This window comes from Aeromonas sp. sif2416 (genome assembly GCF_019218665.1).
Classification (GTDB): Bacteria; Pseudomonadota; Gammaproteobacteria; order Enterobacterales; family Aeromonadaceae; genus Aeromonas; species Aeromonas encheleia.
Genome location: NZ_JAHUXC010000010.1, coordinates 121246 through 143074 on the forward strand (window position 1 = coordinate 121246; position 21829 = coordinate 143074).

A 21829-nucleotide genomic window follows, 5' to 3' on the forward strand; every position below is an offset into this window, starting at 1 on the left:
TTCAAAGGCCAACGGAAACGCTCCTAAAGGAACAAGAATGCGAAACATGATCACCATGGGCGAGTTCATCGTCAAAAAGCAGGCGGACTACCCTACCGCGACCGGTGAGCTGACCTCACTGCTCAGCTCCATTCGTCTGGCTGCCAAGGTGGTGAACCGGGAGATCAACAAGGCGGGCCTGGCGGACATCATCGGTTCCATGGGGGCCGAAAACGTGCAGGGCGAGGTGCAGCAGAAGCTGGACGTCTATGCCAACGAGCGCTTCAAGGCGGCGCTGGAGGCCCGCGGCGAGGTGTGCGGCATGGCGTCCGAGGAGGAGGAGGACTTCGTCTCCTTCGATTCCGAGCTCTCCCGCCACTCCAAATACATAGTGCTGATCGATCCCCTCGATGGCTCCTCCAACATCGACGTCAACGTCTCGGTCGGTACCATCTTCTCCATCTACCGCCGGGTCAGCAAGCCGGGCGCCGGCGTCACCCTGGAAGACTTCCTGCAGCCGGGCAACCGCCAGGTCGCCGCCGGTTACGTGGTATACGGCTCCTCCACCATGCTGGTCTACACCACCGGCTTCGGCGTCAACGGCTTCACCTACGATCCCTCCATCGGCTGTTTCTGCCTCTCCCACGAGAACATCCGCATCCCCGAGGAAGGCAAGATTTACTCTATCAACGAGGGCAACTACATCAAGTTCCCGGACGGAGTGAAGAAGTACCTGAAGTATTGCCAGGAGCGGGACGAGGCGACCCACAGGCCCTACACCTCCCGCTACATCGGCTCCCTGGTGTCGGATTTCCACCGCAACCTGCTCAAGGGCGGCATCTACATCTATCCGTCTGGCACCAACTCCCCGAACGGCAAGCTGCGGCTGCTCTACGAGTGCAACCCCATGGCCTTCCTGGTCGAGCAGGCCGGTGGCAAGGCCTCCGACGGCTTTGGCCGCATCATGGATGTCCAGCCCGTCGCGCTGCACCAGCGTACCCCCTACTTCGTCGGCTCCACCAAGATGGTGGAGCGGGCCGAGGCCTTCATGCGGGAGTTCTCCGCCCACGAGGATCCGGCCAGCCAGGGTTGATGCCTGCGCCAGCCGCATAAAAAACGGGAGCCGATATGGCTCCCGTTTTGTTGTGTGCTCACCGTGATCAGAGGCTGTGGTTGGCGAGATCCGTCAGCAGGCTGTCGACCAGCTTCAGGCGCATGGCCCTGTCCTGATTCGGCACCTGGAAGCGCAAGCGGGTCGGCCCGTCCATCTTGTAGATGCGCGGCTGCTCGGAGAGCAGCTTGACCAGATAGCCGGGGTTGACCCTGGTGTCCTGGTTGAAGTCGAGATAACCGCCGCGCTCGCTCATCTCCACCCGGCGGATGCCGAGCGCCGTGGCACGCTGACGGAAGGCCGCAATTTCCATGAGCGTCTTGGTCGGCTCCGGCAGCAGGCCGAAGCGGTCGATCAGCTCCACCTTCAGCTCGCGCAGCTCCTGCTCGTCGGCGGCGCTGGCGATGCGCTTGTACATGGAGAGCCGCATGTTGACGTCCGGGATGTAGTCGTCCGGCAACAGGGCCGGCAGGCGCAGCTCCACCTCGGTGTGCTGGCTCATCAGCTGCTCAAGGGACGGCTCCTTGCCGTTCTTGAGCGCCTCGACCGCCTGCTCCAGCAGCTCCATGTAGAGGGTGAAACCGATCGACTCGATCTGGCCGCTCTGATCGTCGCCGAGCAGCTCGCCCGCGCCGCGGATCTCCAGATCGTGGGTGGCCAGCGCGAAGCCGGCGCCGAGATCCTCGAGGGAGGCGATGGCCTCCAGCCGCTTGATGGCATCCTTGGTCATCAGCTTGGGGTGGGGGGTCAGCAAATAGGCATAGGCCTGGTGATGGGAGCGGCCGACCCGGCCCCGCAGCTGGTGCAGCTGGGCCAGCCCCAGATGATCGGCGCGGTCCATGATGATGGTGTTGGCGCTCGGCACGTCGATGCCGGTCTCTATGATGGTGGTGCAGACCAGCAGGTTGAAGCGCTGGTGATAGAAGTCCGACATGATGCGCTCGAGATCGCGTTCGCGCATCTGGCCGTGGGCGATGCCGATGCGCGCCTCCGGCACCAGCTCGGCGAGATCGCCGGCGCACTTCTCGATGCTCTCCACGTCGTTGTGCAGGTAGTAGACCTGACCGCCGCGTTTGAGTTCCCGCAGCACCGCCTCGCGGGTGACCGCCGGCTCCTGCTGGCGCACGAAGGTCTTGATGGCGAGTCGCTTGGCCGGCGGGGTGGCGATGATGGAGAGATCCCGCATGCCGGACATCGCCATGTTGAGGGTGCGCGGGATCGGCGTCGCCGTGAGGGTGAGGATGTCCACGTCGGCCCGCAGCGCCTTGATCTTCTCCTTCTGGCGCACCCCGAATCTGTGCTCCTCGTCGACGACGAGCAGCCCCAGATCCTTGAAGGTGAGCTCGGAGCCCAGCAGCTTGTGGGTGCCGATGATGATGTCCACCTTGCCCTCGCGCAGCTCTTTGAGCACGGCGGTCTGCTCCTTGGCGGAGCGGAAGCGGCTCAGCACCTCCACCCGCACCGGCCAGTTGGCGAAGCGATCGCGGAAGTTGTCGTAGTGCTGCTGGGCCAGCAGGGTGGTGGGCACCAGCACCGCCACCTGCTTGCCGCCGTGCACCGCAACGAAGGCGGCCCGCATCGCCACCTCGGTCTTGCCAAAGCCCACATCGCCGCACACCAGCCTGTCCATGCTCTTGGCCTGGCACATGTCCCCCAGCACCGCGTTGATGGCGTTGAGCTGATCCTCGGTCTCCTCGAACGGGAAGCCGGCGGCAAACTGACGGTAGGCCTCCTTGTCGTGCTTGAAGGCAAAGCCCTTGCGGGCGGCGCGCAGGGCATAGACGTCCAGCAGCTCGGCCGCCACGTCGCGGATCTTCTCCGCCGCCTTGCGCCTGGCCTTGGTCCAGGCCTCACCGCCGAGTTTGTGGCTGGGCGGATTATCCGACCCCGTATAGCGGCTGATCAGGTGCAAGTTGGTGACCGGCACGAACAGCTTGTCGCCACCGGCGTATTCCAGGGTCAGAAACTCGGTGGGCAGGCCACCGGCATCCAGGGTCTCGAGCCCGAGATAGCGACCGACCCCGTGATCCAGGTGCACTACCGGCTGGCCCTGGGTCAGCTCGCCCAGGTTGCGGATCACCGCATCCGAGCTCAGGTTCTTGCTCTTCTCCCGCTGCCGCTTGCTGCGGATCTTGCCGCCAAGCAGCTCGGTCTCGGTGATGAGCGCCAGCTCGTCCTGACCGGGCTCGCGCAGCAGGAAGCCCCGCTCCAGCGGGCTGACCAGCAGGCCGTGGCGCGCCTTGCTCCCTATGAAGGCATCGAGGGAGGCGAACTCCTTGGGCTGCAGTTGGATGCGCGCCAGCAGATCGCCGAGCACCTCGCGCCGCCCCTCGGACTCCACCGCAAACAGGGTGCGGCCCTTGAACTGGTCGAGGAACTGGCCCAGCGCCAGCAGGGGCTGCTCCTTGCTGTGATCCAGCTGCAGGTCGGGCAGGGGAGCCAGGGGCAGATCCCAGTGGCCGGCGCCGCCGTCGGTGGCGGCCTCCTGCAGCCGCACGGCGCCATACTGGCCGAGGGCGGCAAACAGCTGCTCCACCGGCAGATAGATCTGTTGGGGCGGCAGCAGCGGGCGGGTGTTGTCCCAGCGCCTGTCCTCATAGCGCTGGCCGATATCGTTCCAGAAGCGCTGGGCGGCGGGATAGATCTCCCCCACGGTGAGCAGCAGGGTGTTGTCCGGCAGGTAGTCAAACAGGCTGGCGGTCTGCGCGAAGAAGAGCGGCAGATAGTATTCGATGCCGGCGGGCCAGCGCCCCTTGCTCACCTCCTGGTAGACAGATCCCTCGGCGCGCGACAGCTCGAACTGCTCGCGGAACTGGCCCCGGAACAGCTCGATGGCTCCTTCGTCGGTGGGAAACTCCCGGGCGGGCAGCAGGCTGACGCTCTTGACCGGTTCGCTGGAGCGCTGGGTCTCGGGATCGAAGGGGCGGATGGAGTCCACCTCGTCGTCGAAGAAGTCGATGCGATAGGGGCTGTTGCTGCCCATGGGGAAGAGATCGAGCAAAGAGCCACGGGCGGCGAATTCGCCGTGCTCCAGCACCTGATCCACCGCCACGTAACCCGCCTCGGCGAGGCGACCCCGCAGCTGTTGCAGGTTGAGGCGCTGACCGGCCTTCACCAGCAGGCTGTACTTGTCGAGATAGACCTGGGGCGCGCAGCGCAGCATCAGGGTGGAGATGGGCACGATCAGCACGCCGCTGTTCATCTGCGGCAGCTTGTAGAGGGTCTCGAGCCGCTGGGAGATGATGTCCTGATGGGGGGAGAAGGTGTCGTAGGGCAGGGTCTCCCAATCCGGGAACATCAGCACGGGATCGTCCAGCAGGAACTGCAGTTCCTGTTCGAGGCGCAGGGCACTCGGGGTATCGGCGGTCACCAGCAGGACGGGGCGATTCGCCTCCTGGGTGAGGCGGGCGGCAACCAGCGCCAGGCTGCTGCCGACCAGCTGGCCGAGCGTTAACTTTTGGCCCGCTTTGGCGGGCAAGGCGGGGAGTTTCATTGGCATCGTTCGATTCTTTTAACGTTGACGTTGGCTGTGGTTAGCGCTGACGCTCTTGGGCACGCAGTTTGAGCTGTTTCGATTGCACATGCAGGCTGGCGCGCACCAGCAGTTCCCGGTCATCCTCGCGGATCCGCACATAGTCGAGCACCACGTGCACGCCATGTTCGCTCGGCTCCAGGTGTTTGACCTCGGCATAGCAGTAGACGGCGGAGGCCTCCTCGCGCAGGAAGATCTTGAGGCGCACCAGCTGATGGACCCGCGGCGCCTCGCCATGACCCTGACGTGGGTGCAGGTAGGTGAGCTGACCGGCGCCAAAGCGCAGGGTGTGGAAGCGATGCTCTGGGTGATCCTGCACCGCCAGCACATAGCCCATGATCATGTCGATCTTGCGCGACTGCTGGTTGATGATCTCCACCAGATCGTGCATCGACTCGTTCTGGTTGCGCAGCAGGCGGCTGCTCATCATGTCGATGGAGGTGATGGAGGAGGCGATGCGAAAGGGTTCGGGCAGCTCGGCGTCCAGTGCCTCCAGCGTCGGCAGGTGAAAGTCGGCCGGCATGGGGATCACATTGACCGGCGTGGCATGGGTGACGCTGAAGAACTGTTCCTGCATGGAGGCTATCCCTTGTTGTCATAGTCTATTTGCCTTTATTATCCGGTATCTTATTTCGTTGGCAACGTACATATCCTTGAAGACTGGACTTTTTCAGCCACTGTCGCTGGCCATCGGCCTGCGTTATGCAGGCTCACGACGCAGTAACCGCTTCGTTTCATTCATCTCCCTCTTCTCCACCTTCGGCATCGCCATCGGGGTCGCGGCCCTGATGGTGGTCATCTCTGTGATGAACGGTTTCGAGGGGCAGCTCAAGGGCCGCATCCTCGGGGTGATCCCCCATGTGGTGGTGACCAATGCCGCCGGCCGGATGGAGGTGGCGCCCCCTGGCCTGCCCGATCTGGCCGGGCTGCCCCATGTGGTCGCCCATGCCCCCATGCTCGACAGCGAAGGCATGTTGCAGAGCCCGGGCCAGCTCACCGGCGTCAGCGTGCAGGGCATAGATCCGGCGCAGTGGCCCAAGGATGACATCCTGCACGCCCAGATGCTGGGCGGGCGGCTGGACAGCCTGCAGCGCGGTGAATACCACATAGTGCTGGGGCAGGGGGTGGCCAACCGCCTCAAGGTGTCCATCGGCGACCAGGTGCGTCTCATCCTGACCGAGGGCACCCGCTTCACGCCTTTTGGCCGGGTACCGGCCCAGCGGCTGTTCACCGTCTCCGGCATCTTCGGGGTCGGCGCCGACGTGGACAGCCAGGTGGCGCTGATCGCGCTCGGCGACGCCCAGCGCATGCTGCGCCTGCCCGAAGGCACAGTCGGCGGCATTCGCCTCTGGCTGGATGATCCCTTCGCCGCCGATCAGGTGATCAAGACCCCCTTGCCCGATGGGCTGGAGTGGCAGGATTGGCGCCGCGAGCGCGGCGAGCTGTTCCAGGCGGTGGCCATGGAGAAACGCATGATGGGGCTGATGCTGGTGCTGATCATCGCGGTCGCCACCTTCAACATCCTCTCCGCCCTGGTGATGGTGGTCACCGACAAGGAAGGGGAGGTCGCCATCCTGCGGACCATGGGCATGAGCGAGTCCGGTATCGTCAAGATCTTTATGGTACTCGGCGCCTCCAGCGGGGTCATAGGTGCCCTGTTTGGTGGTTTGGCGGGGCTTGGCCTCTCCCTGGGGCTCAACCCCCTACTCGATGCGGTGGGGCTCAACCTCTATATGGCCGCTGGCGGCTCTGGCCTGCCGGTGATCGTCGAGCCCGCCCAGGTCGTCACCATCTTGCTGGGCGCCGTGCTGCTCAGCTTCAGTGCCACCCTCTACCCTGCGGCCCGTGCGGCCCGGGTGAAACCGGCCGAGGCGCTGCGTTATGAATAATTCATCTTCTCTTTTATTGCATCCCAGTGGAGCCCCTCTTATGAATGAGTCCTTATCACGTAACGCTCAGCCGCGTGAACCTCTGCTGCGTTGCGAGGCACTGAATCATGTCTACAAAGAGGGCCATCTCGAGACTCAGGTGCTCAAGGGGATAGATCTCAGCGTGGCCCCCGGCGAGATGCTGGCGGTGGTGGGCAGCTCGGGTTCGGGCAAGACCACCCTGCTGCACCTGATGGGGGCGCTCGACAACCCCTCCAGCGGCACCGTGCTGTTCAAGGGGCAGGATATCCATCACTGGGACAGTCGCACCCAGGCCAGGTTCCGCAACCAGGAGCTGGGTTTCGTCTACCAGTTCCACCATCTGCTGGCCGAGTTTACCGCGCTGGAGAACACCGCCATGCCGCTGCTGATCGCCGGCGAATCGGTGGCGAGCGCTAGCGACAAGGCGACCCGGATGCTGGGGCGGGTGGGGCTCTCCCATCGCCTGCATCACAGGCCGTCCGAGCTCTCCGGTGGCGAACGCCAGCGGGTGGCCATCGCCCGCGCCCTGGTCAACGAACCGAGCCTGGTGCTGGCGGACGAGCCGACCGGTAACCTGGATCACGCCAGTGCCACCGCCGTCTACGAACTGCTGTGCGAGTTGAACCGGGAGCTGGGCACCGCCTTCGTGGTGGTGACCCATGACTTGAGCCTCGCCGCCAAGCTGCATCGTCGGGTGACCCTGGTGAGCGGCATCATGGCGGAGGTCGCCTGATGTTCAAACCGCTGCCCCTCTTTCTGGGCCTGCGTTACAGCCGCTCCCGCCGTCGTAACGGTTTTATCGCCTTTATCTCGGCCTCCTCCCTCATCGGCATCGCGCTGGGGGTGATGGCCCTCATCCTCGGTCTTTCCGCCATGAACGGGTTCGAGCGCGAGCTCAAGAACCGGGTGCTCTCGGTGGTGCCGCACGGCGAGCTGATCGGCATGGAGGCACCGCTGCCCGACTGGCCCAGGCTGCGGGATTACCTGCTGGCCCAGCCCGGGATCGAAGCCGCTGCCCCCGTCATCCGGCTCGATGGCCTGCTGGAACACGGCTCCGCCCTCAAGGGGGTGCAGGTGCGCGCCGTGTTGCCCGAGCTCGAGGCCAACCTGTCCGATGCGGGCAAGTACATGACGGGGCGCGGCCTGCGCGAGCTGCAGGCCGGTGGCAACGGGGTCATCCTCGGCAAGACCATCGCCGACAAGCTGGGGGTCGGCATAGGTGACACCGTCGCCCTGCTGCTGCCGCAGGGGGGAGATGCCGCCGGCATCAAGAACCCGAAGCGGGAGGCACTCAAGGTGGTGGGGCTGCTGGAGATAGGCGGTCAACTCGACGGGCTGCTCGGCTTCATGCACCTCACCGATGCCCAGACCATCACCGGCATGGGCAGCGCGGTGGAGGGCTTCAGCCTCAAGGTGAACGACGTGCTCAAGGCGCAGTCCATCACGGTGGCGGCCGCCCAGAAATTTCCGCACTACGTCTACATCAGCAGCTGGATGAGCCGCCAGGGCTACCTCTATCAGGACATCCAGATGGTGCGCACCGTGATGTACGTGGTGATGCTGATGGTGGTGGCGGTGGCCTGCTTCAACATCGTCTCCACCCTGGTGATGGCGGTGAACGAGAAGCGCAGCGAGATCGCCATCCTCAAGACCATGGGGGCGAGCCCGGGCCAGATCCGGCTCACCTTCGTCATCCAGGGCATGGTGAACGGGGTGGCGGGCGCCCTGCTCGGGGCCCTGCTCGGTGGCCTGCTCTCCAGCAAGCTGACCCAGATCCTGAGCTTCATCGAGGGGGTGATCGGCCATCGCTTCCTCAACCCGGACATCTACTTCATCGACTTCCTGCCGACCGAGCTGCACCTGCAGGATCTGGTGATAGTCACCAGCGCCGCCATCCTGATGAGCCTGCTGGCGACCCTCTATCCCGCCTGGCGGGCGAGTGGCCTGGTGCCGTCCCGCGAGCTGGGACACTGATCGACGCCGGATGCGAAGATAAAGAAGAAGGGCCCGTTACGGGCCCTTTGCTTTTTCTGGTGGCGGCGATGGAAGGCTCAGTGGGCGTTGAGTTCATCCAAGGGCAGCGAGAAGCTGGCCACGAACACGTCGATGAAGTAGCGCATCGCCGGGTTCATGCGGGCGGCCAGCATCTGCTCGAGCCGCTTCCTGGCCGGCTCGAACTCCCGGTTGCCGGCATTGATCTCTTCCAGGCACTTGGTGTAGGCGCAGAGGGTGTCGGCATCCTTCACCAGCCGGCTGAGCTCGCCATCCTGGGCGCCGGAGTCGAGCAGGGGGCGAAAATCTTCCATCAGCTCGGGGGGCAGCATCCCCAGCAGGCGCTGCTCGGCCGCCAGCTCTATCTTCTTGTATTCACGGGCTATCTCGGGGTTGAAATACTTGACCGGGGTCGGTAGATCACCGGTCAGCACCTCGCTGCTGTCGTGGTAGAGCGCCATCACCGCGGCCAGGTTGGCATCGACCCTGCCATCAAACAGGCGATTCTGGATGACCCCGAGGGCGTGGGCCACCATGGCGACCTGCAGGCTGTGCTCGGCGATGTTTTCCGGCTGTATGTTGCGCATCAGCGGCCAGCGATAGATGAGTCGCATGCGGGCGAGGTTGGCGAAGAAGTGGCTGGGGAGCATGAATGACCTCGAACGGGGGCAATGAAAAAGGGCAGACCCTAGTCTGCCCTTTTTTTACCTCGCAGGCATAGCCCGCCGCCGCATTCTTGTTTAGCGAATGTAGCGACCGGATTCGGCCTCGTGATTGGTCACCACCATCTGCCCGATGGGGGCCAGCGCGATCAAGGCGAGCTTGAGGTGCTGGATGCCAAACGGGATGCCGATGATGGTCACGAAGCAGGCCAGCGCCGAGGCGATATGGCCGATGGCCAGCCAGACCCCGATCACCAGGAACCAGAGGATGTTGCCGATGAGCCCCAGCACGCCGGAGCCGATGTCGCTCTGGCCGGTCATGCTCTTGCGGCTCACCGCCTGCTTGCCAAACGGGAAGAAGGTGAAGGTGCCGATGACGAAGCAGGAACGCCCCCAGGGGATACCTATCAGGGACACGAAGCAGAGCAGCCCGGCCAGCCACCAGGCCAGCCCCATGACGACGCCCCCCAGTACAAACCAGAGCAGGTTAAACAAGAAGCGGAAAAAGGACATGTGGGTCACTCCAGACTCATAAATTGGTTGTCACCATAGCGAGCGGCGTCGAGGGACGCAATGGCTGATGCGAGAAGGTGGACAATTTGGGTCGCAGCCGCCCTCGGCGGGGCCGTTTTGCGGGCCACAGGGGTGGAAAAAGGGAGGGTTGGTGCGTAAAAAGGTGAGCGAGTGCAAATTATTGCTAACCTGGCGCTTGAACTGGGGCCAGGGCTTCCCCATATAAGGGGCAGACATGCGCAAATTGTGCCGTCTGTGCCCCGGATGGGGGATGTGCGGCTCGACGCGACCAATGTGCGCCGCTATAATGTCGCGTCATATTTTCTCATCACAAAGACAGTCGTTGTCTTTATAAACAGGAAGACTCCGGGTTTTACCCAGGGGTAATAAAGGGTCAGCACACAGTGCTGAGTTGAACGAGGTAAAAGAATGCAAGTTTCTGTAGAGACAACCCAGGGTCTGGAACGCCGTCTTACCATCACTGTACCGGCTGCTACCGTTGACGCTGCCGTGCGTAAAGAATTGAATGGCCTGGCCAAGACTCGTCGCATCGACGGTTTCCGTCCTGGCAAGGCTCCGGTTGCCATCATCAAGAAGATGTTCGGCGCCATGGCCCATGCCCGCGTTGCCGATGAAATGATGCAGAACAACTTCATCAAGGCCATCATCGAAAACAAACTGAGCCCGGCCGGCGCGCCGACCATGGATCCGAAAGAGATCAAGGAAGGCCAGGATTTCGAGTTCACCGCCACTTTCGAAGTGTACCCGGAGTTTGAAGTTGCAGGCCTCGAGACCATCAAGGTCGAGAAGCCGGTTGCGACCGTCAAGGATGAAGATCTGGCCAACATGATCGACACCCTGCGCAAGCAGCACGCGACCTGGACCGATGTTGACGCCGCTGCCGCCAAGGGCATGCGTGTCACCCTGGACTTCGTCGGTTCCATCGACGGTGAAGAGTTCGACGGTGGCAAGGCCGAAGGTTTCACCCTGGAGCTGGGCGCTGGCCGCATGATCCCGGGCTTCGAAGATGCCATCCTGGGCAAGAAAGCGGGCGACGAGTTCACCATCGAGGTGACTTTCCCGGCTGACTACCACGCCGAAAACCTCAAAGGCAAGGCGGCCAAGTTTGCCTCCAAGCTGAACAAGGTTGAAGAGCAGGTGCTGCCCGAGCTGACCGAAGAGTTCGTCAAGCGTTTTGGCATCGAGAGCGGTAACGTTGAAGAGCTGAAAGCCGAAGTGCGCAAGAACATGGAGCGCGAACTGGCCCAGGCCCTGAAAAACAGCGTGAAAGAGCAAGTGCTGAACGGCCTGGTTGAAGCCAACCAGATCGATCTGCCGAAGGCTGCCGTTGCCCAGGAGATCGACACCCTGCGTCAGCAGGCGCTGCAGCGTTTCGGTGGCTTCCAGGGCGGCAACGCTCCCGAGCTGCCGGCCGAGCTGTTCCAGGCCCAGGCCGAGCGTCGCGTCCGTGTTGGTCTGCTGCTGGGTGATGTCATCCGCACCAACGAGATCAAGGCTGACGATGCCCGTGTGACCAGCATCATCGAGTCCATGGCCACCGCCTACGAAGATCCGAAGGAAGTGATCGAGTACTACCAGAAGAACGAGCAGATGCTGAATGGCGTCCGCAATCTGGCGGTTGAAGATCAAGCCATCGACCTGATCCTGTCCAAGGCGCAAGTGACCGAGAAAGAAGTGGCCTTCGACGAAGTGATCAACAAGTCCGGTGCCGCTGCCTAAGAACATTTGACTTAAGGTCAAAACTGTTAAGTATAATGGCTCGTGTGATCTCCACTCGGGCCATTTTATTTTAGGGACAATGCCTTATGTACAAGAACTATAACGATGTGACTGAATCCCCACGCAATGCGCTCATCCCTATGGTGGTCGAGCAGACGGCGAAAGGGGAGCGTTCTTACGACATCTATTCCCGCCTGCTGAAAGAGCGGGTCATCTTCCTGACGGGTCAGGTTGAGGATCACATGGCGAACCTGGTGGTGGCTCAGCTGCTGTTCCTGGAGTCCGAGAACCCGGATCAGGACATCAGCATCTACATCAACTCGCCGGGTGGTGCCGTCACTGCGGGTATGTCCATCTATGACACCATGCAGTTCATCAAGCCGGACGTCAGCACCGTCTGCATGGGGCAGGCCTGCTCCATGGGCGCCTTCCTGCTGGCCGGTGGTGCCAAGGGCAAGCGCTTCTGCCTGCCCAATGCGCGCGTGATGATCCACCAGCCGCTGGGCGGCTTCCAGGGCCAGGCATCTGACATCCAGATCCATGCCCAGGAGATCCTGAAGATCAAGAATACCCTGAACGAGCGTCTGGCCTTCCACACCGGCCAGGACATGGCCACCGTCGAGCGCGACACCGATCGTGACAACTTCATGTCGGCCGAGCAGGCCGTGGCCTATGGTCTGGTCGACGGCATCCTGAGCCAGCGCGGCTGAGCAGGGTATCCCGTCCTGTTGTAAACTCAACAGGACGATCCATCCTCTATTGATAGAACGAGGTTGCTGAATGACAGAGAAACGCAAGGGTGAGGGCGACAAGCTGCTTTATTGCTCTTTCTGCGGCAAAAGTCAGCATGAAGTGCGTAAGCTGATCGCTGGCCCTTCCGTCTACGTATGTGATGAGTGTGTCGAGCTGTGCAACGACATCATCCGCGAAGAGATCCGCGAGATCTCTCCCAAGCGCGATGGTAGCGAGCTGCCGACCCCTCATGAAATTCGTGCGCACCTGGATGACTATGTGATCGGCCAGGAGTACGCCAAGAAGGTGTTGGCCGTGGCCGTTTACAACCACTACAAGCGTCTGCGCAGCGGCAGCGAAGCCGGTGGTGTCGAGCTTGGCAAGTCCAACATCCTGCTGATTGGCCCGACCGGTAGCGGCAAGACCCTGCTGGCCGAGACGCTCGCCCGCCTGCTGGATGTACCCTTCACCATGGCCGACGCCACCACCCTGACCGAAGCCGGTTACGTGGGCGAAGACGTGGAGAACATCATCCAGAAGCTGCTGCAAAAGTGCGACTACGACGTAGAGAAGGCCCAGCGTGGCATCGTCTACATCGACGAGATCGACAAGATCTCCCGCAAGTCGGACAACCCCTCCATCACCCGCGACGTGTCCGGGGAAGGGGTGCAGCAGGCGTTGCTCAAGCTGATCGAAGGCACCATAGCTTCCGTCCCGCCGCAAGGTGGTCGCAAGCATCCGCAGCAGGAGTTCTTGCAAGTTGATACCTCCAAGATCCTCTTCATCTGCGGTGGCGCCTTTGCCGGCCTGGACAAGGTGATCGAGCAGCGTTCCGTCAAGGGTACCGGCATTGGTTTTGGCGCTGACGTCAAATCCAAGAACGCCAAGGCGACCTTAAGCGAGAACTTTGCCAAGGTGGAGCCGGAGGACCTCATCAAATACGGTCTGATCCCCGAGTTCATCGGTCGTCTGCCGGTGGTCGCGACTCTCACCGAGCTGGACGAGGCTGCCCTCATCCAGATCCTGAAAGAGCCGAAAAACGCGTTGACCAAGCAGTACGCCGCGCTGTTCGCCCTGGAAGAGGTGGAACTGGAGTTCCGTGACGACGCCCTGAACGCCATAGCGCGCAAGGCGATGGAGCGCAAAACCGGTGCCCGTGGTCTGAGATCCATCGTCGAAGCCGTGTTGCTCGACACCATGTATGACTTGCCCTCCCTGGAAGGGGTCAGCAAGGTGGTGATCGACGAGACGGTGATCAAAGGGGACTCCGCGCCTCTGATGATCTACGACAATCCCGAGACTCAGGCCGCCGCCTCAGAGTAACTGGCTGATTTTTAATCACATAAAGGGGCATTTTGCCCCTTTCATGCTTTTTACGGCCAAGGCGATTGAATCTCATCTTAGCGCCCCCATATACTCAGCCAAGCGCTTTGCCAACGGTATAACAAGCCGAGAGGACATATATGAACCTAGAGCGTTCAGAACGCATCGAGATTCCCGTCCTGCCTCTTCGTGACGTGGTGGTTTACCCCCACATGGTCATTCCACTCTTTGTGGGGCGGGAAAAATCCATTCGCTGTCTGGAAGCGGCCATGGAGCAGGACAAAAAAGTCCTGCTGGTGGCCCAGAAGGATGCGTCGACAGACGAACCTACGGTAGAGGAGATCTTCTCCGTCGGGACAGTGGCCAATATCTTACAGATGCTCAAGCTGCCGGACGGCACCGTCAAGGTGCTGGTGGAAGGGGGCCAGCGTGCCCGTCTTGAGCGGATGATCGATGACAAGGACTTCTTCGTCGGTGAGGCGCAGTACATAGCGTCTGCCGCCATCGAGGAGAAGGATCAGGATGTGCTGGTGCGCTCCGCCATCGGCCAGTTTGAAGGTTACATCAAGCTCAACAAGAAGATCCCGCCCGAGGTACTCACCTCGATCTCGGCGATCGACGATGCGGCGCGCCTGGCTGACACCATGGCCGCGCACATGCCGCTCAAGCTCGAAGACAAGCAGAAGGTGCTGGAAATCGCCTCTGTGTCCGAGCGCATCGAGTTTCTGATGGCCATGATGGAGTCGGAGATTGACCTCTTGCAGGTCGAGAAACGCATCCGCTCCCGGGTCAAGAAGCAGATGGAGAAGAGCCAGCGCGAGTACTATCTCAACGAGCAGATGAAGGCCATCCAGAAAGAGCTGGGTGAGCTGGAAGACAGTCCGGACGAATTCGAGGCCCTCAATCGCAAGATTGAAGAGGCTGGAATGCCGGACGATGCCCGTGAGAAGGCGCTGGCCGAGCTCGCCAAGCTGAAGATGATGTCCCCCATGTCGGCCGAGGCCACAGTGGTGCGCAGCTACGTGGACTGGATGGTGCAGGTGCCCTGGAAGGCCCGCTCCAAGGTCAAGAAAGATCTCGCCAAGGCACAAGAGGTGCTGGATTCGGATCACTATGGCCTGGAGAAGGTCAAGGATCGCATCCTCGAATACCTGGCGGTGCAGGCAAGGGTCAACAAGCTCAAGGGGCCGATCTTGTGTCTGGTAGGGCCTCCCGGTGTAGGCAAGACCTCGCTGGGTCAGTCCATCGCCAAGGCGACCGGTCGCAAATATGTGCGCATGGCGCTCGGCGGCGTGCGTGACGAGGCGGAGATCCGCGGTCACCGTCGCACCTATATCGGCTCCATGCCCGGCAAGCTCATCCAGAAGATGGCGAAGATCGGCGTGAAGAACCCGCTGTTCCTGCTCGACGAGATCGACAAGATGAGCTCGGACATGCGTGGCGATCCCGCCTCCGCATTGCTGGAAGTGCTGGATCCGGAGCAGAACAACAGCTTCAACGATCACTATCTGGAAGTGGACTATGACCTGTCGGACGTGATGTTCGTGGCCACCTCCAACTCCATGAACATCCCGGGCCCCTTGCTGGACCGGATGGAAGTGATCCGTCTGTCCGGGTACACCGAGGACGAGAAGCTCAACATCGCCAAGCAGCACCTGGTCGCCAAGCAGATCCAGCGCAACGGTTTGAAAGAGTCCGAGATCACCATCGAAGACTCCGCTCTGATCGGGGTGATCCGCTACTACACCCGCGAGGCGGGGGTGCGTAGCCTGGAGCGCGAAATCTCCAAGATGTGTCGCAAGGCAGTCAAACGCATCCTTCTGGACAAGAGCATCAAGCATGTTCTGGTCAATCAGGAGAACCTCAAGGAGTTCCTCGGGGTCCAGCGTTTCGATTACGGCAAGGCCACCAGCCAGAACCAGATCGGCCAGGTGTGCGGGTTGGCGTGGACCGAGGTGGGTGGCGATCTGCTCACCATCGAGACCACCAACATGCCGGGCAAGGGCAAGCTCACCTACACCGGCTCGCTCGGTGATGTGATGCAGGAGTCCATCCAGGCCGCCATGACGGTGGTGCGGGCCCGCGCCGAGATGCTGCGTATCAACGCCGACTTCTACGAGAAGCGTGACATTCACGTGCACGTGCCGGAAGGGGCGACCCCGAAGGATGGCCCGAGCGCCGGTATCGCCATGTGTACCGCCCTGGTCTCCAGCCTGACCGGCAACCCGGTCCGTGCCGATGTGGCCATGACCGGGGAGATCACCCTGCGCGGTGAGGTGCTGCCCATCGGCGGCCTCAAAGAGAAGCTGCTGGCGGCCCACCGTGGCGGCATCAAGCGGGTGCTGATCCCGAAAGAGAACGAGCGCGACCTGGAAGAGATCCCGGCCAACGTCAAACAAGACCTTGAAATTTATCCGGTTCGCTGGATTGATGAGGTGCTGGCACTGGCGCTGCAGGACAATCCACAGGGTTTCGAACGCGTTTCTGTCGTATAAATGTTGATGCGCCGCAAATTTGGCGCATTCGGGAGGTGGTTAAGGCTTGCATGCGCCGGATAACGGAAGTAGCCTTGACCACCGATCGGGTACTCATGATGAGTCGCAATGCGTGATGTGGCGCGGGTTTGCGCCAGATTGTCACTTGCAACTGATCAGGAGGCTTGCTATAAAACCTCCACTTGTTGTGGCCAGGGAAATCAGCGCCGCAGCGATGTTCGATAAAAGGGGAATATAAGAGTGAATAAATCTCAACTGATTGACAAGATTGCAGACGGTGCTGATATCTCCAAAGCCGCTGCTGGCCGTGCGCTGGATGCCTTCATCGAAGCAGTAGGTGAAGCTCTGAAAGAGGGTGACCAGGTTGCTCTGGTTGGTTTCGGTACTTTCGCTGTACGCGAGCGTGCTGCTCGTTCTGGCCGTAACCCGCAAACTGGCGCGACCATCGAAATCGCCGCCGGTAAAGTTCCTGCCTTCAAAGCGGGCAAGGCCCTGAAAGACGCGGTCAACTAAGCCGGGCGCTGATTCTCATCGGCACCGTCCTTGGTCGCAGACCAGACAAGTTAGAGGGCTCTCCCTCATACTGATTGACCAAGGCGCATCGCAATCGGTGCGCCTTTTCATTATTTAGGCCCATCGAGTTCGGGAGCATAAGTACAAACATGATGTTGGATAAACTACGCGAAGGGGCGCAGGGCAAGGTAGCCAAGGTTATCTTGGGCCTGATCATTCTCTCCTTTGCCTTGGCCGGTGTAGGTAGCTACCTCAACGGCCCGGCACGTACCGCCCCCGCCACCGTCAACGGCAATGACATCAGTGCCCCCGCACTGGAGAATGCCTATCGCAACGAGCGGGCCCGCATGGAATCCCAAATGGGCGAGGCCTTCAACCAGATGGCCGCCAACCCCGATTACATGAAACAGTTCCGCCGTGGTGTGCTGGACCGGCTCATCGATCAGGCGCTGATCGATGACAAGGCCCGTGAACTCGGCCTGCGCATCAGCGACGAGCAGATCAAGCAGGCCATCGTCGCCATGCCGGAGTTTGTCGAAGAGGGCAAATTCAGCAACGAGCGCTACCTGCAGCTGATCCGCCGCGCCGGCATGACGCCGGAGATGTTCCGCGACTCCCTGCGCCAGGACATGGTGCGCCAGCAACTGATGGGCGCCCTGCTGGGCTCCGAATTTGCCCTCAAGGGTGAAGCCGAGCAGCTCGACAAGCTCTATAACCAGACTCGCGATCTGCGCCTGGTGCGCCTGGCTGCTTCTGCCTATCTGGGCGAGGTCGAGGTCTCCGATGCGGAGGTGGATCAGTTCTACAAGGCCAACAGCGCGCGTTTCATGAACGACGAGCAGGTCAAGGTAGACTACCTGCTGCTGGATGCCGCCAACCTGGGTAAAGATATCAAGGTCACCGAGCAGGATGCCCAGGATTACTACGATCAGCACCAGGACCTGTTCCAGCGTGCCGAGCGTCGCCAGGTGGCGCATATCCTGATCCCGTTTGGCAAGGACGAGAAGGCCGCCGAGAAGAAGGCTGACGAGCTGCTGGCCAAGGCCAAGGGCGGTGAAGACTTCGCCGAGCTGGCTAAGGCCAACTCCAGTGACAGCTTCTCCGCCAAGAAGGGTGGCGAGCTGGACTGGTTCGAGAAAGGGGTGATGGATCCGGCGTTCGAACAAGCCGCCTTTGCCCTGAACAAGGCCGGCGATCTCTCTGGCGTGGTGAAGAGCCCGTTTGGCTTCCACGTCATCAAGCTGCTGGCCGTCGAGCCCGCCAAGACCAAGCCGTTCGTGGATGTGATGAGTGACACCATCAGCCGCCTGCAAGCGGACAAGGCCAAGGAGCTGTTCTTCGCCGAGCAGCAGAAGATGGCCGATAGCAGCTTCGAGAACCCGGACTCTCTGGACCTGACCGCCGAGACCATGGGTCTGAAGGTCATCTCCTCGGATTACTTCGGTCAGGCCGATGCCCCGGCCCCGCTCAAGGATCCCAAGGTGCTGGCGGTGGCGTTCTCCGAACAGCTGCGCGATGACAACACCAACTCGGATGTGATCGAGCTGGCGGATGGCAAGGCGCTGGTGCTGCACATCATGGGTCATAAGCCCAAGGCGGCCAAGCCGCTGGCGGAGATCAAGGAGCAGGTGATCGCGGCCATCAAGCATGACAAGGCCAGCGAAGTGGCCCGTGGCAAGGCGCAGGCCCTGCTCGACAAGCTGCACGCCGGTGAGGACATCCAGGCCGATCTGACCGCCCTTGGACTGAAGGTGGAGACCCACAACGGCGTCGCCCGCTTCACCCAGGAGATGGATCAGACCCTGCTGGCCCAGGCGTTCCGCATGCCCCATCCGGTCGACGGCAAGCCGAGCGTCGAGCTGGTGGCCGAAGCCAATGGCGATCGCGTCGTGGTGGCGCTGGACAAGGTCAACGTGACCAAGGAGCCGTCCCAGATGGTCAGCCTGCTGCAAGGCCAGCTTGGCCAGGGCAAGGCGCAGGCCTCCTACAAGTCGCTGATCGATGAGCTGCGCAAAGCGGCCAAGATCGAGTACTTCACCGATGTGGAAGCGACCGTCGAATAATCGACTCGCTCACCCCATTGAAAACGGCTCCTTGATGGAGCCGTTTTTTTATCTGCAGGAAAGGACGCTCATGATGATGTTGTCAGCCTCAGCCTCAGCCTCAGCCTCAGCATCCTCAGCCTCGGCTGGGCATCCTGGGCATAGGGCATGGGCAAGCCAGCGGCGGCAGAGACAAGCATAAAAAAACCGGCGCCTGTGGCGCCGGTTTTCATTTAGGAACCGCGAGGGTAGGGGCGGTTATGCCACGCCCTGAGTACGCAGGTAATCCTCGTAGGTGCCGCCGAAGTCGCGGATGCCGTTCTCGGTCAGCTCCATGATGCGGGTCGCCAGGGAGGAGACGAACTCACGGTCGTGGGAGACGAAGATCAGGGTGCCCTGATACATCTCCAGCGCCAGGTTCAAGGATTCGATAGATTCCATGTCCAGGTGGTTAGTCGGCTCATCCATGATCAGGATGTTGGGGCGCTGCATCATCAGCTTGCCGAATAGCATGCGGCCCTGTTCGCCACCGGACAGCACCTTGACCGGCTTCTTGATGTCGTCCTGGGTGAACAGCAGGCGACCCAGCACTGAGCGTACCGCCTGCTCGTCTTCGTTGGCCTGTTTCCACTGCGCCATCCAGTCGAACACGTTCAGATCGGTGTTGAAGTCTTCGGCGTGATCCTGGGCGTAGTAGCCAATCTGGGCATTCTCGGACCACTTGATGGTGCCGCTGTCCGGTGCCAATTCGCCCATGAGCGTCTTGATCAGGGTGGATTTACCGATACCGTTGGTACCCAGGATGGCGACCTTCTCGCCCACTTCCAGCATCATGCTGAGGCCCTTGAACAGGGGCGCCTCACCATAGCCTTTGGACACCCCTTCCACTTCCAGGATGTTGCGGTACAGCTTCTTCTCCTGCTCGAAGCGGATGAAGGGGTTCTGACGGCTGGAGACCTTCACCTCTTCAATCTTGATCTTGTCGATCTGCTTGAGGCGGGAGGTGGCCTGGCTGGACTTGGAGGCGTTGGCACTGAAACGGGAGACGAAGGATTGCAGGTCGGCAATCTGGGCCTTCTTCTTGGCGTTGTCGGAGAGCAGACGCTCGCGGGCCTGGGTGGCCGCGGTCATGTACTCGTCGTAGTTGCCCGGGTAGACCCGCAGCTCGCCGTAGTCCAGATCCGCCATGTGGGTGCAGACCGAGTTCAGGAAGTGACGATCGTGAGAGATGATGATCATGGTACTTTCACGATCGTTGAGCACCTGCTCCAGCCAGCGAATGGTGTTGATGTCCAGGTTGTTGGTCGGTTCGTCCAACAGCAGGATGTCGGGGTTGGAGAACAGCGCCTGCGCCAGCAGCACCCGCAGTTTCCAGCCCGGCGCCACTTCGCTCATGGGGCCGTTGTGCAGCTCGATGGGAATGCCGGCGCCGAGCAGCAGCTCACCCGCACGGGCCTCGGCGGTGTAACCGTCGTATTCGGCAACCAGACCTTCCAGCTCGGCGGCCTTCATGTAGTCGTCGTCGGTGGCTTCCAGATTGGCGTAGATGGCATCGCGCTCGGCGATGGCGGCCCACAGCTCGTTATGGCCCATCATGACCACGTCCAGCACGCGCATCTCTTCGTAGGCGAACTGATCCTGGCGCAACTTACCGATGCGCTCGTTGACGTCCAGGCTCACATTACCGCCAGTGGGCTCAAGGTCGCCGCCGAGGATCTTCATAAAGGTGGACTTGCCACAGCCGTTGGCGCCGATGAGGCCGTAGCGGTTGCCGCCGCCAAACTTGACGCTGATGTTCTCAAACAACGGCTTGGCGCCGAACTGCATGGTGATGTTATTGCTGCTTAACATATGATTGTAAAAAAATCCTTAATTATCAGTGCTCTATGTCACTGGTTGAAAATTCTGGGGCGCTATTGGGGCAAATGCCCATTTTTCTGCATTGCACTCCAGATCAAGTCGGCCTCACTGCGGCTTGCGGATTCGATCCATTTTCCATAGACCTCTTGCAACATCCTTGCGGAGTTGTGGCCCATCTGTTCAGCTATGAACGCAAGATTTCCGTGAGCAGTAATGTTCCAACTGGCAAAAGTATGCCTAAGTTGGTAGGCACGACGATATCGAACCCCAGACTTTTTGATTGCTGCTTGCCATGGTGCCACCAGGAAAACTGCGGAGTAAAACGGTGGTCTACCTGGCACAAGCCTGGTTGGACGAAAAACTGGACGCAATGTTTGGCGCACGATCATGCCACCTGGTAAGTGCATGTCAATCTTTGCGTCCGAAAGTGCCCCAGTTATCTTAAATTGTTCCTGTAATGCGGCCAGAGCTGGGGGCATCAGCTGCACAATCCGAGTACGATTTGTCTTTGGCAGTTTGAACTGCATCTTCTGTTGAGTGATGTTGCGCCGGATGTGGATCTCCCGCCGCTCCATATCGACATCCCCCCAACTTAGGGCCCGTAGCTCACCGGGGCGGATTCCGGTATAGGCCAGTACCAACAATATGTTCTTGAATTGCTTGTTAGAGGTTACCTCCAGCAACTTTTGAAACTCCCAATGCTCAAAAGGGTCAGCGCTCTTTCCTGTACATAACTTTGCTGCATGGACGCGTACATCAAACTCTCTCTCGATAAGTTCATTCCTAGCTGCCCAGTGCAGTAAATTCCCTACATGCCCCAGGTAGGTCTTGACTGATCTGGGCTGGCAATCGCTGAGCAAGTCGTTGCGGAGCTTCTCGATATGCATAGGTAGCAGGTCAGAAATCGGCATGTCTTGGCCAAGGAACAAGGTCATTCTGCGAAAGGCGCTAAGGTATGAGCGCTTGGTTGAGATGCCGACGGTTGGACCTACGCTCTCCATAAATGCTGTGACGGCCTCAGCCAAGGTCATTCTGGTGGCATGGCTCATGCCTAGGCGCACGAGAGCCTTGGAGTTTGGGAAGTGTTTGGCATAGTCGAAATTGCCTAGCGCGATCTCGTGCTTAATCGCCGCCAGTTTGTTTGCTGCGAATTTGATGTTGGCTTTGCTCAGGGGAATGTCGAGGACTTCGCGGCAGCGGTTGCCTTTGTAGCTGAAGCAGAGTCGCAATTTGTTGCCGTGTACCTCTATCCCGGTCAGTCCTGCAACCAGGGTGGTCAGGTTATCTACTGCGTTGACTCTACCCACTTGTCGTACTCCTCAATGCTGTAGCGTACCTGCCCGTCAGGGCCATATTTCCAGATCACTCCCTCTGCCCATTCACCTTTAAGACGACGGCCCTCGGCAGCCTTTTCTGTCATTCCTG

At 60.8% G+C, this 21829-nt stretch carries 16 protein-coding genes; 10 read left to right on the plus strand and 6 right to left on the minus strand.

Annotated features, from left to right (window positions below):
• Positions 1-37: 37 nt before the first annotated feature.
• Positions 38-1072, plus strand: coding sequence for a class 1 fructose-bisphosphatase (gene fbp / locus KW821_RS17000; protein ID WP_042653660.1), 1035 nt, complete (start codon positions 38-40; stop codon positions 1070-1072).
• Positions 1073-1139: 67 nt separating this feature from the next.
• Here fbp and mfd read toward each other — a convergent pair whose 3' ends face one another.
• The gene (mfd, locus tag KW821_RS17005) at positions 1140-4583 is read right to left on the minus strand and encodes a transcription-repair coupling factor (RefSeq protein ID WP_218292288.1); all 3444 of its coding nucleotides are present in this window, start codon (positions 4581-4583) and stop codon (positions 1140-1142) included.
• A gap of 40 nt (positions 4584-4623) precedes the next feature.
• The gene (locus tag KW821_RS17010) at positions 4624-5199 is read right to left on the minus strand and encodes a PilZ domain-containing protein (protein ID WP_042653662.1); all 576 of its coding nucleotides are present in this window, start codon (positions 5197-5199) and stop codon (positions 4624-4626) included.
• Positions 5200-5275: 76 nt separating this feature from the next.
• Here KW821_RS17010 and KW821_RS17015 point away from each other — a divergent pair, with 76 nt between their 5' ends.
• Genes KW821_RS17015 through lolE form a run of 3 tightly spaced genes read left to right on the plus strand, consistent with a single transcriptional unit; the run spans position 5276 to position 8506 of the window.
• Positions 5276-6511 (plus strand): lipoprotein-releasing ABC transporter permease subunit, encoded by a 1236-nt coding sequence (locus KW821_RS17015; protein ID WP_218292270.1) that lies wholly within the window; start codon positions 5276-5278, stop codon positions 6509-6511.
• Between the two features lie 40 nt (positions 6512-6551).
• Positions 6552-7265 (plus strand): lipoprotein-releasing ABC transporter ATP-binding protein LolD, encoded by a 714-nt coding sequence (gene lolD / locus KW821_RS17020; protein ID WP_218292271.1) that lies wholly within the window; start codon positions 6552-6554, stop codon positions 7263-7265.
• Positions 7265-8506: a lipoprotein-releasing ABC transporter permease subunit LolE gene (gene lolE, locus KW821_RS17025; RefSeq protein ID WP_218292272.1), complete on the plus strand. Its 1242-nt coding sequence runs from the start codon at positions 7265-7267 to the stop codon at positions 8504-8506. The genes lolD and lolE overlap by 1 nt, the downstream gene beginning before the upstream one ends.
• Positions 8507-8583: 77 nt before the next feature.
• Here lolE and yfbR read toward each other — a convergent pair whose 3' ends face one another.
• Together yfbR and KW821_RS17035 are read right to left on the minus strand one after the other, a co-directional pair.
• Entirely contained in the window at positions 8584-9174 is a 591-nt protein-coding gene (gene yfbR / locus KW821_RS17030; RefSeq protein ID WP_042653666.1) for a 5'-deoxynucleotidase, read from the minus strand.
• A gap of 90 nt (positions 9175-9264) precedes the next feature.
• Positions 9265-9699 (minus strand): YccF domain-containing protein, encoded by a 435-nt coding sequence (locus tag KW821_RS17035; RefSeq protein ID WP_042653667.1) that lies wholly within the window; start codon positions 9697-9699, stop codon positions 9265-9267.
• 429 nt (positions 9700-10128) lie between these two features.
• Here KW821_RS17035 and tig point away from each other — a divergent pair, with 429 nt between their 5' ends.
• The 6 genes from tig (at position 10129) to ppiD (ending at position 18565) form a co-directional block, all read left to right on the plus strand.
• Positions 10129-11439 (plus strand): trigger factor, encoded by a 1311-nt coding sequence (tig, locus tag KW821_RS17040; protein WP_042653668.1) that lies wholly within the window; start codon positions 10129-10131, stop codon positions 11437-11439.
• An 86-nt stretch (positions 11440-11525) separates the two neighbouring features.
• Positions 11526-12149 carry an ATP-dependent Clp endopeptidase proteolytic subunit ClpP gene (clpP, locus tag KW821_RS17045; RefSeq protein ID WP_033129953.1) on the plus strand — a complete coding sequence of 208 codons (624 nt, stop codon included), beginning with the start codon at positions 11526-11528 and terminating at the stop codon, positions 12147-12149.
• 70 nt (positions 12150-12219) lie between these two features.
• On the plus strand, positions 12220-13494 hold the full coding sequence (gene clpX / locus KW821_RS17050) for an ATP-dependent protease ATP-binding subunit ClpX (protein ID WP_042653669.1): 1275 nt from the start codon (positions 12220-12222) through the stop codon (positions 13492-13494).
• Positions 13495-13634: 140 nt separating this feature from the next.
• Positions 13635-15989 carry an endopeptidase La gene (gene lon / locus KW821_RS17055; RefSeq protein ID WP_042653670.1) on the plus strand — a complete coding sequence of 785 codons (2355 nt, stop codon included), beginning with the start codon at positions 13635-13637 and terminating at the stop codon, positions 15987-15989.
• A 240-nt stretch (positions 15990-16229) separates the two neighbouring features.
• Positions 16230-16502 carry a nucleoid-associated protein HU-beta gene (gene hupB / locus KW821_RS17060; RefSeq protein WP_042020877.1) on the plus strand — a complete coding sequence of 91 codons (273 nt, stop codon included), beginning with the start codon at positions 16230-16232 and terminating at the stop codon, positions 16500-16502.
• A 149-nt stretch (positions 16503-16651) separates the two neighbouring features.
• On the plus strand, positions 16652-18565 hold the full coding sequence (ppiD, locus tag KW821_RS17065) for a peptidylprolyl isomerase (protein ID WP_218292273.1): 1914 nt from the start codon (positions 16652-16654) through the stop codon (positions 18563-18565).
• A gap of 237 nt (positions 18566-18802) precedes the next feature.
• Here the strand turns inward: ppiD and KW821_RS17070 are convergent, their stop codons facing one another.
• Together KW821_RS17070 and KW821_RS17075 are read right to left on the minus strand one after the other, a co-directional pair.
• Positions 18803-20395 carry an ABC-F family ATPase gene (locus KW821_RS17070; protein ID WP_042653672.1) on the minus strand — a complete coding sequence of 531 codons (1593 nt, stop codon included), beginning with the start codon at positions 20393-20395 and terminating at the stop codon, positions 18803-18805.
• Positions 20396-20457: 62 nt separating this feature from the next.
• The gene (locus tag KW821_RS17075; RefSeq protein WP_218292274.1) at positions 20458-21711 is read right to left on the minus strand and encodes a site-specific integrase; all 1254 of its coding nucleotides are present in this window, start codon (positions 21709-21711) and stop codon (positions 20458-20460) included.
• Between the last annotated feature and the right edge of the window lie 118 nt (positions 21712-21829).

Coding starts and splice junctions, on each gene's coding strand:
- fbp (WP_042653660.1), top strand. CDS start 38: ATGCGAAACATGATCACCATGGGCGAGTTCATCGTCAAAAAGCAGGCG.
- mfd (WP_218292288.1), bottom strand. CDS start 4,583: ATGAAACTCCCCGCCTTGCCCGCCAAAGCGGGCCAAAAGTTAACGCTC.
- KW821_RS17010 (WP_042653662.1), bottom strand. CDS start 5,199: ATGCAGGAACAGTTCTTCAGCGTCACCCATGCCACGCCGGTCAATGTG.
- lolD (WP_218292271.1), top strand. CDS start 6,552: ATGAATGAGTCCTTATCACGTAACGCTCAGCCGCGTGAACCTCTGCTG.
- lolE (WP_218292272.1), top strand. CDS start 7,265: ATGTTCAAACCGCTGCCCCTCTTTCTGGGCCTGCGTTACAGCCGCTCC.
- yfbR (WP_042653666.1), bottom strand. CDS start 9,174: ATGCTCCCCAGCCACTTCTTCGCCAACCTCGCCCGCATGCGACTCATC.
- KW821_RS17035 (WP_042653667.1), bottom strand. CDS start 9,699: ATGTCCTTTTTCCGCTTCTTGTTTAACCTGCTCTGGTTTGTACTGGGG.
- tig (WP_042653668.1), top strand. CDS start 10,129: ATGCAAGTTTCTGTAGAGACAACCCAGGGTCTGGAACGCCGTCTTACC.
- clpP (WP_033129953.1), top strand. CDS start 11,526: ATGTACAAGAACTATAACGATGTGACTGAATCCCCACGCAATGCGCTC.
- clpX (WP_042653669.1), top strand. CDS start 12,220: ATGACAGAGAAACGCAAGGGTGAGGGCGACAAGCTGCTTTATTGCTCT.
- lon (WP_042653670.1), top strand. CDS start 13,635: ATGAACCTAGAGCGTTCAGAACGCATCGAGATTCCCGTCCTGCCTCTT.
- ppiD (WP_218292273.1), top strand. CDS start 16,652: ATGATGTTGGATAAACTACGCGAAGGGGCGCAGGGCAAGGTAGCCAAG.
- KW821_RS17070 (WP_042653672.1), bottom strand. CDS start 20,395: ATGTTAAGCAGCAATAACATCACCATGCAGTTCGGCGCCAAGCCGTTG.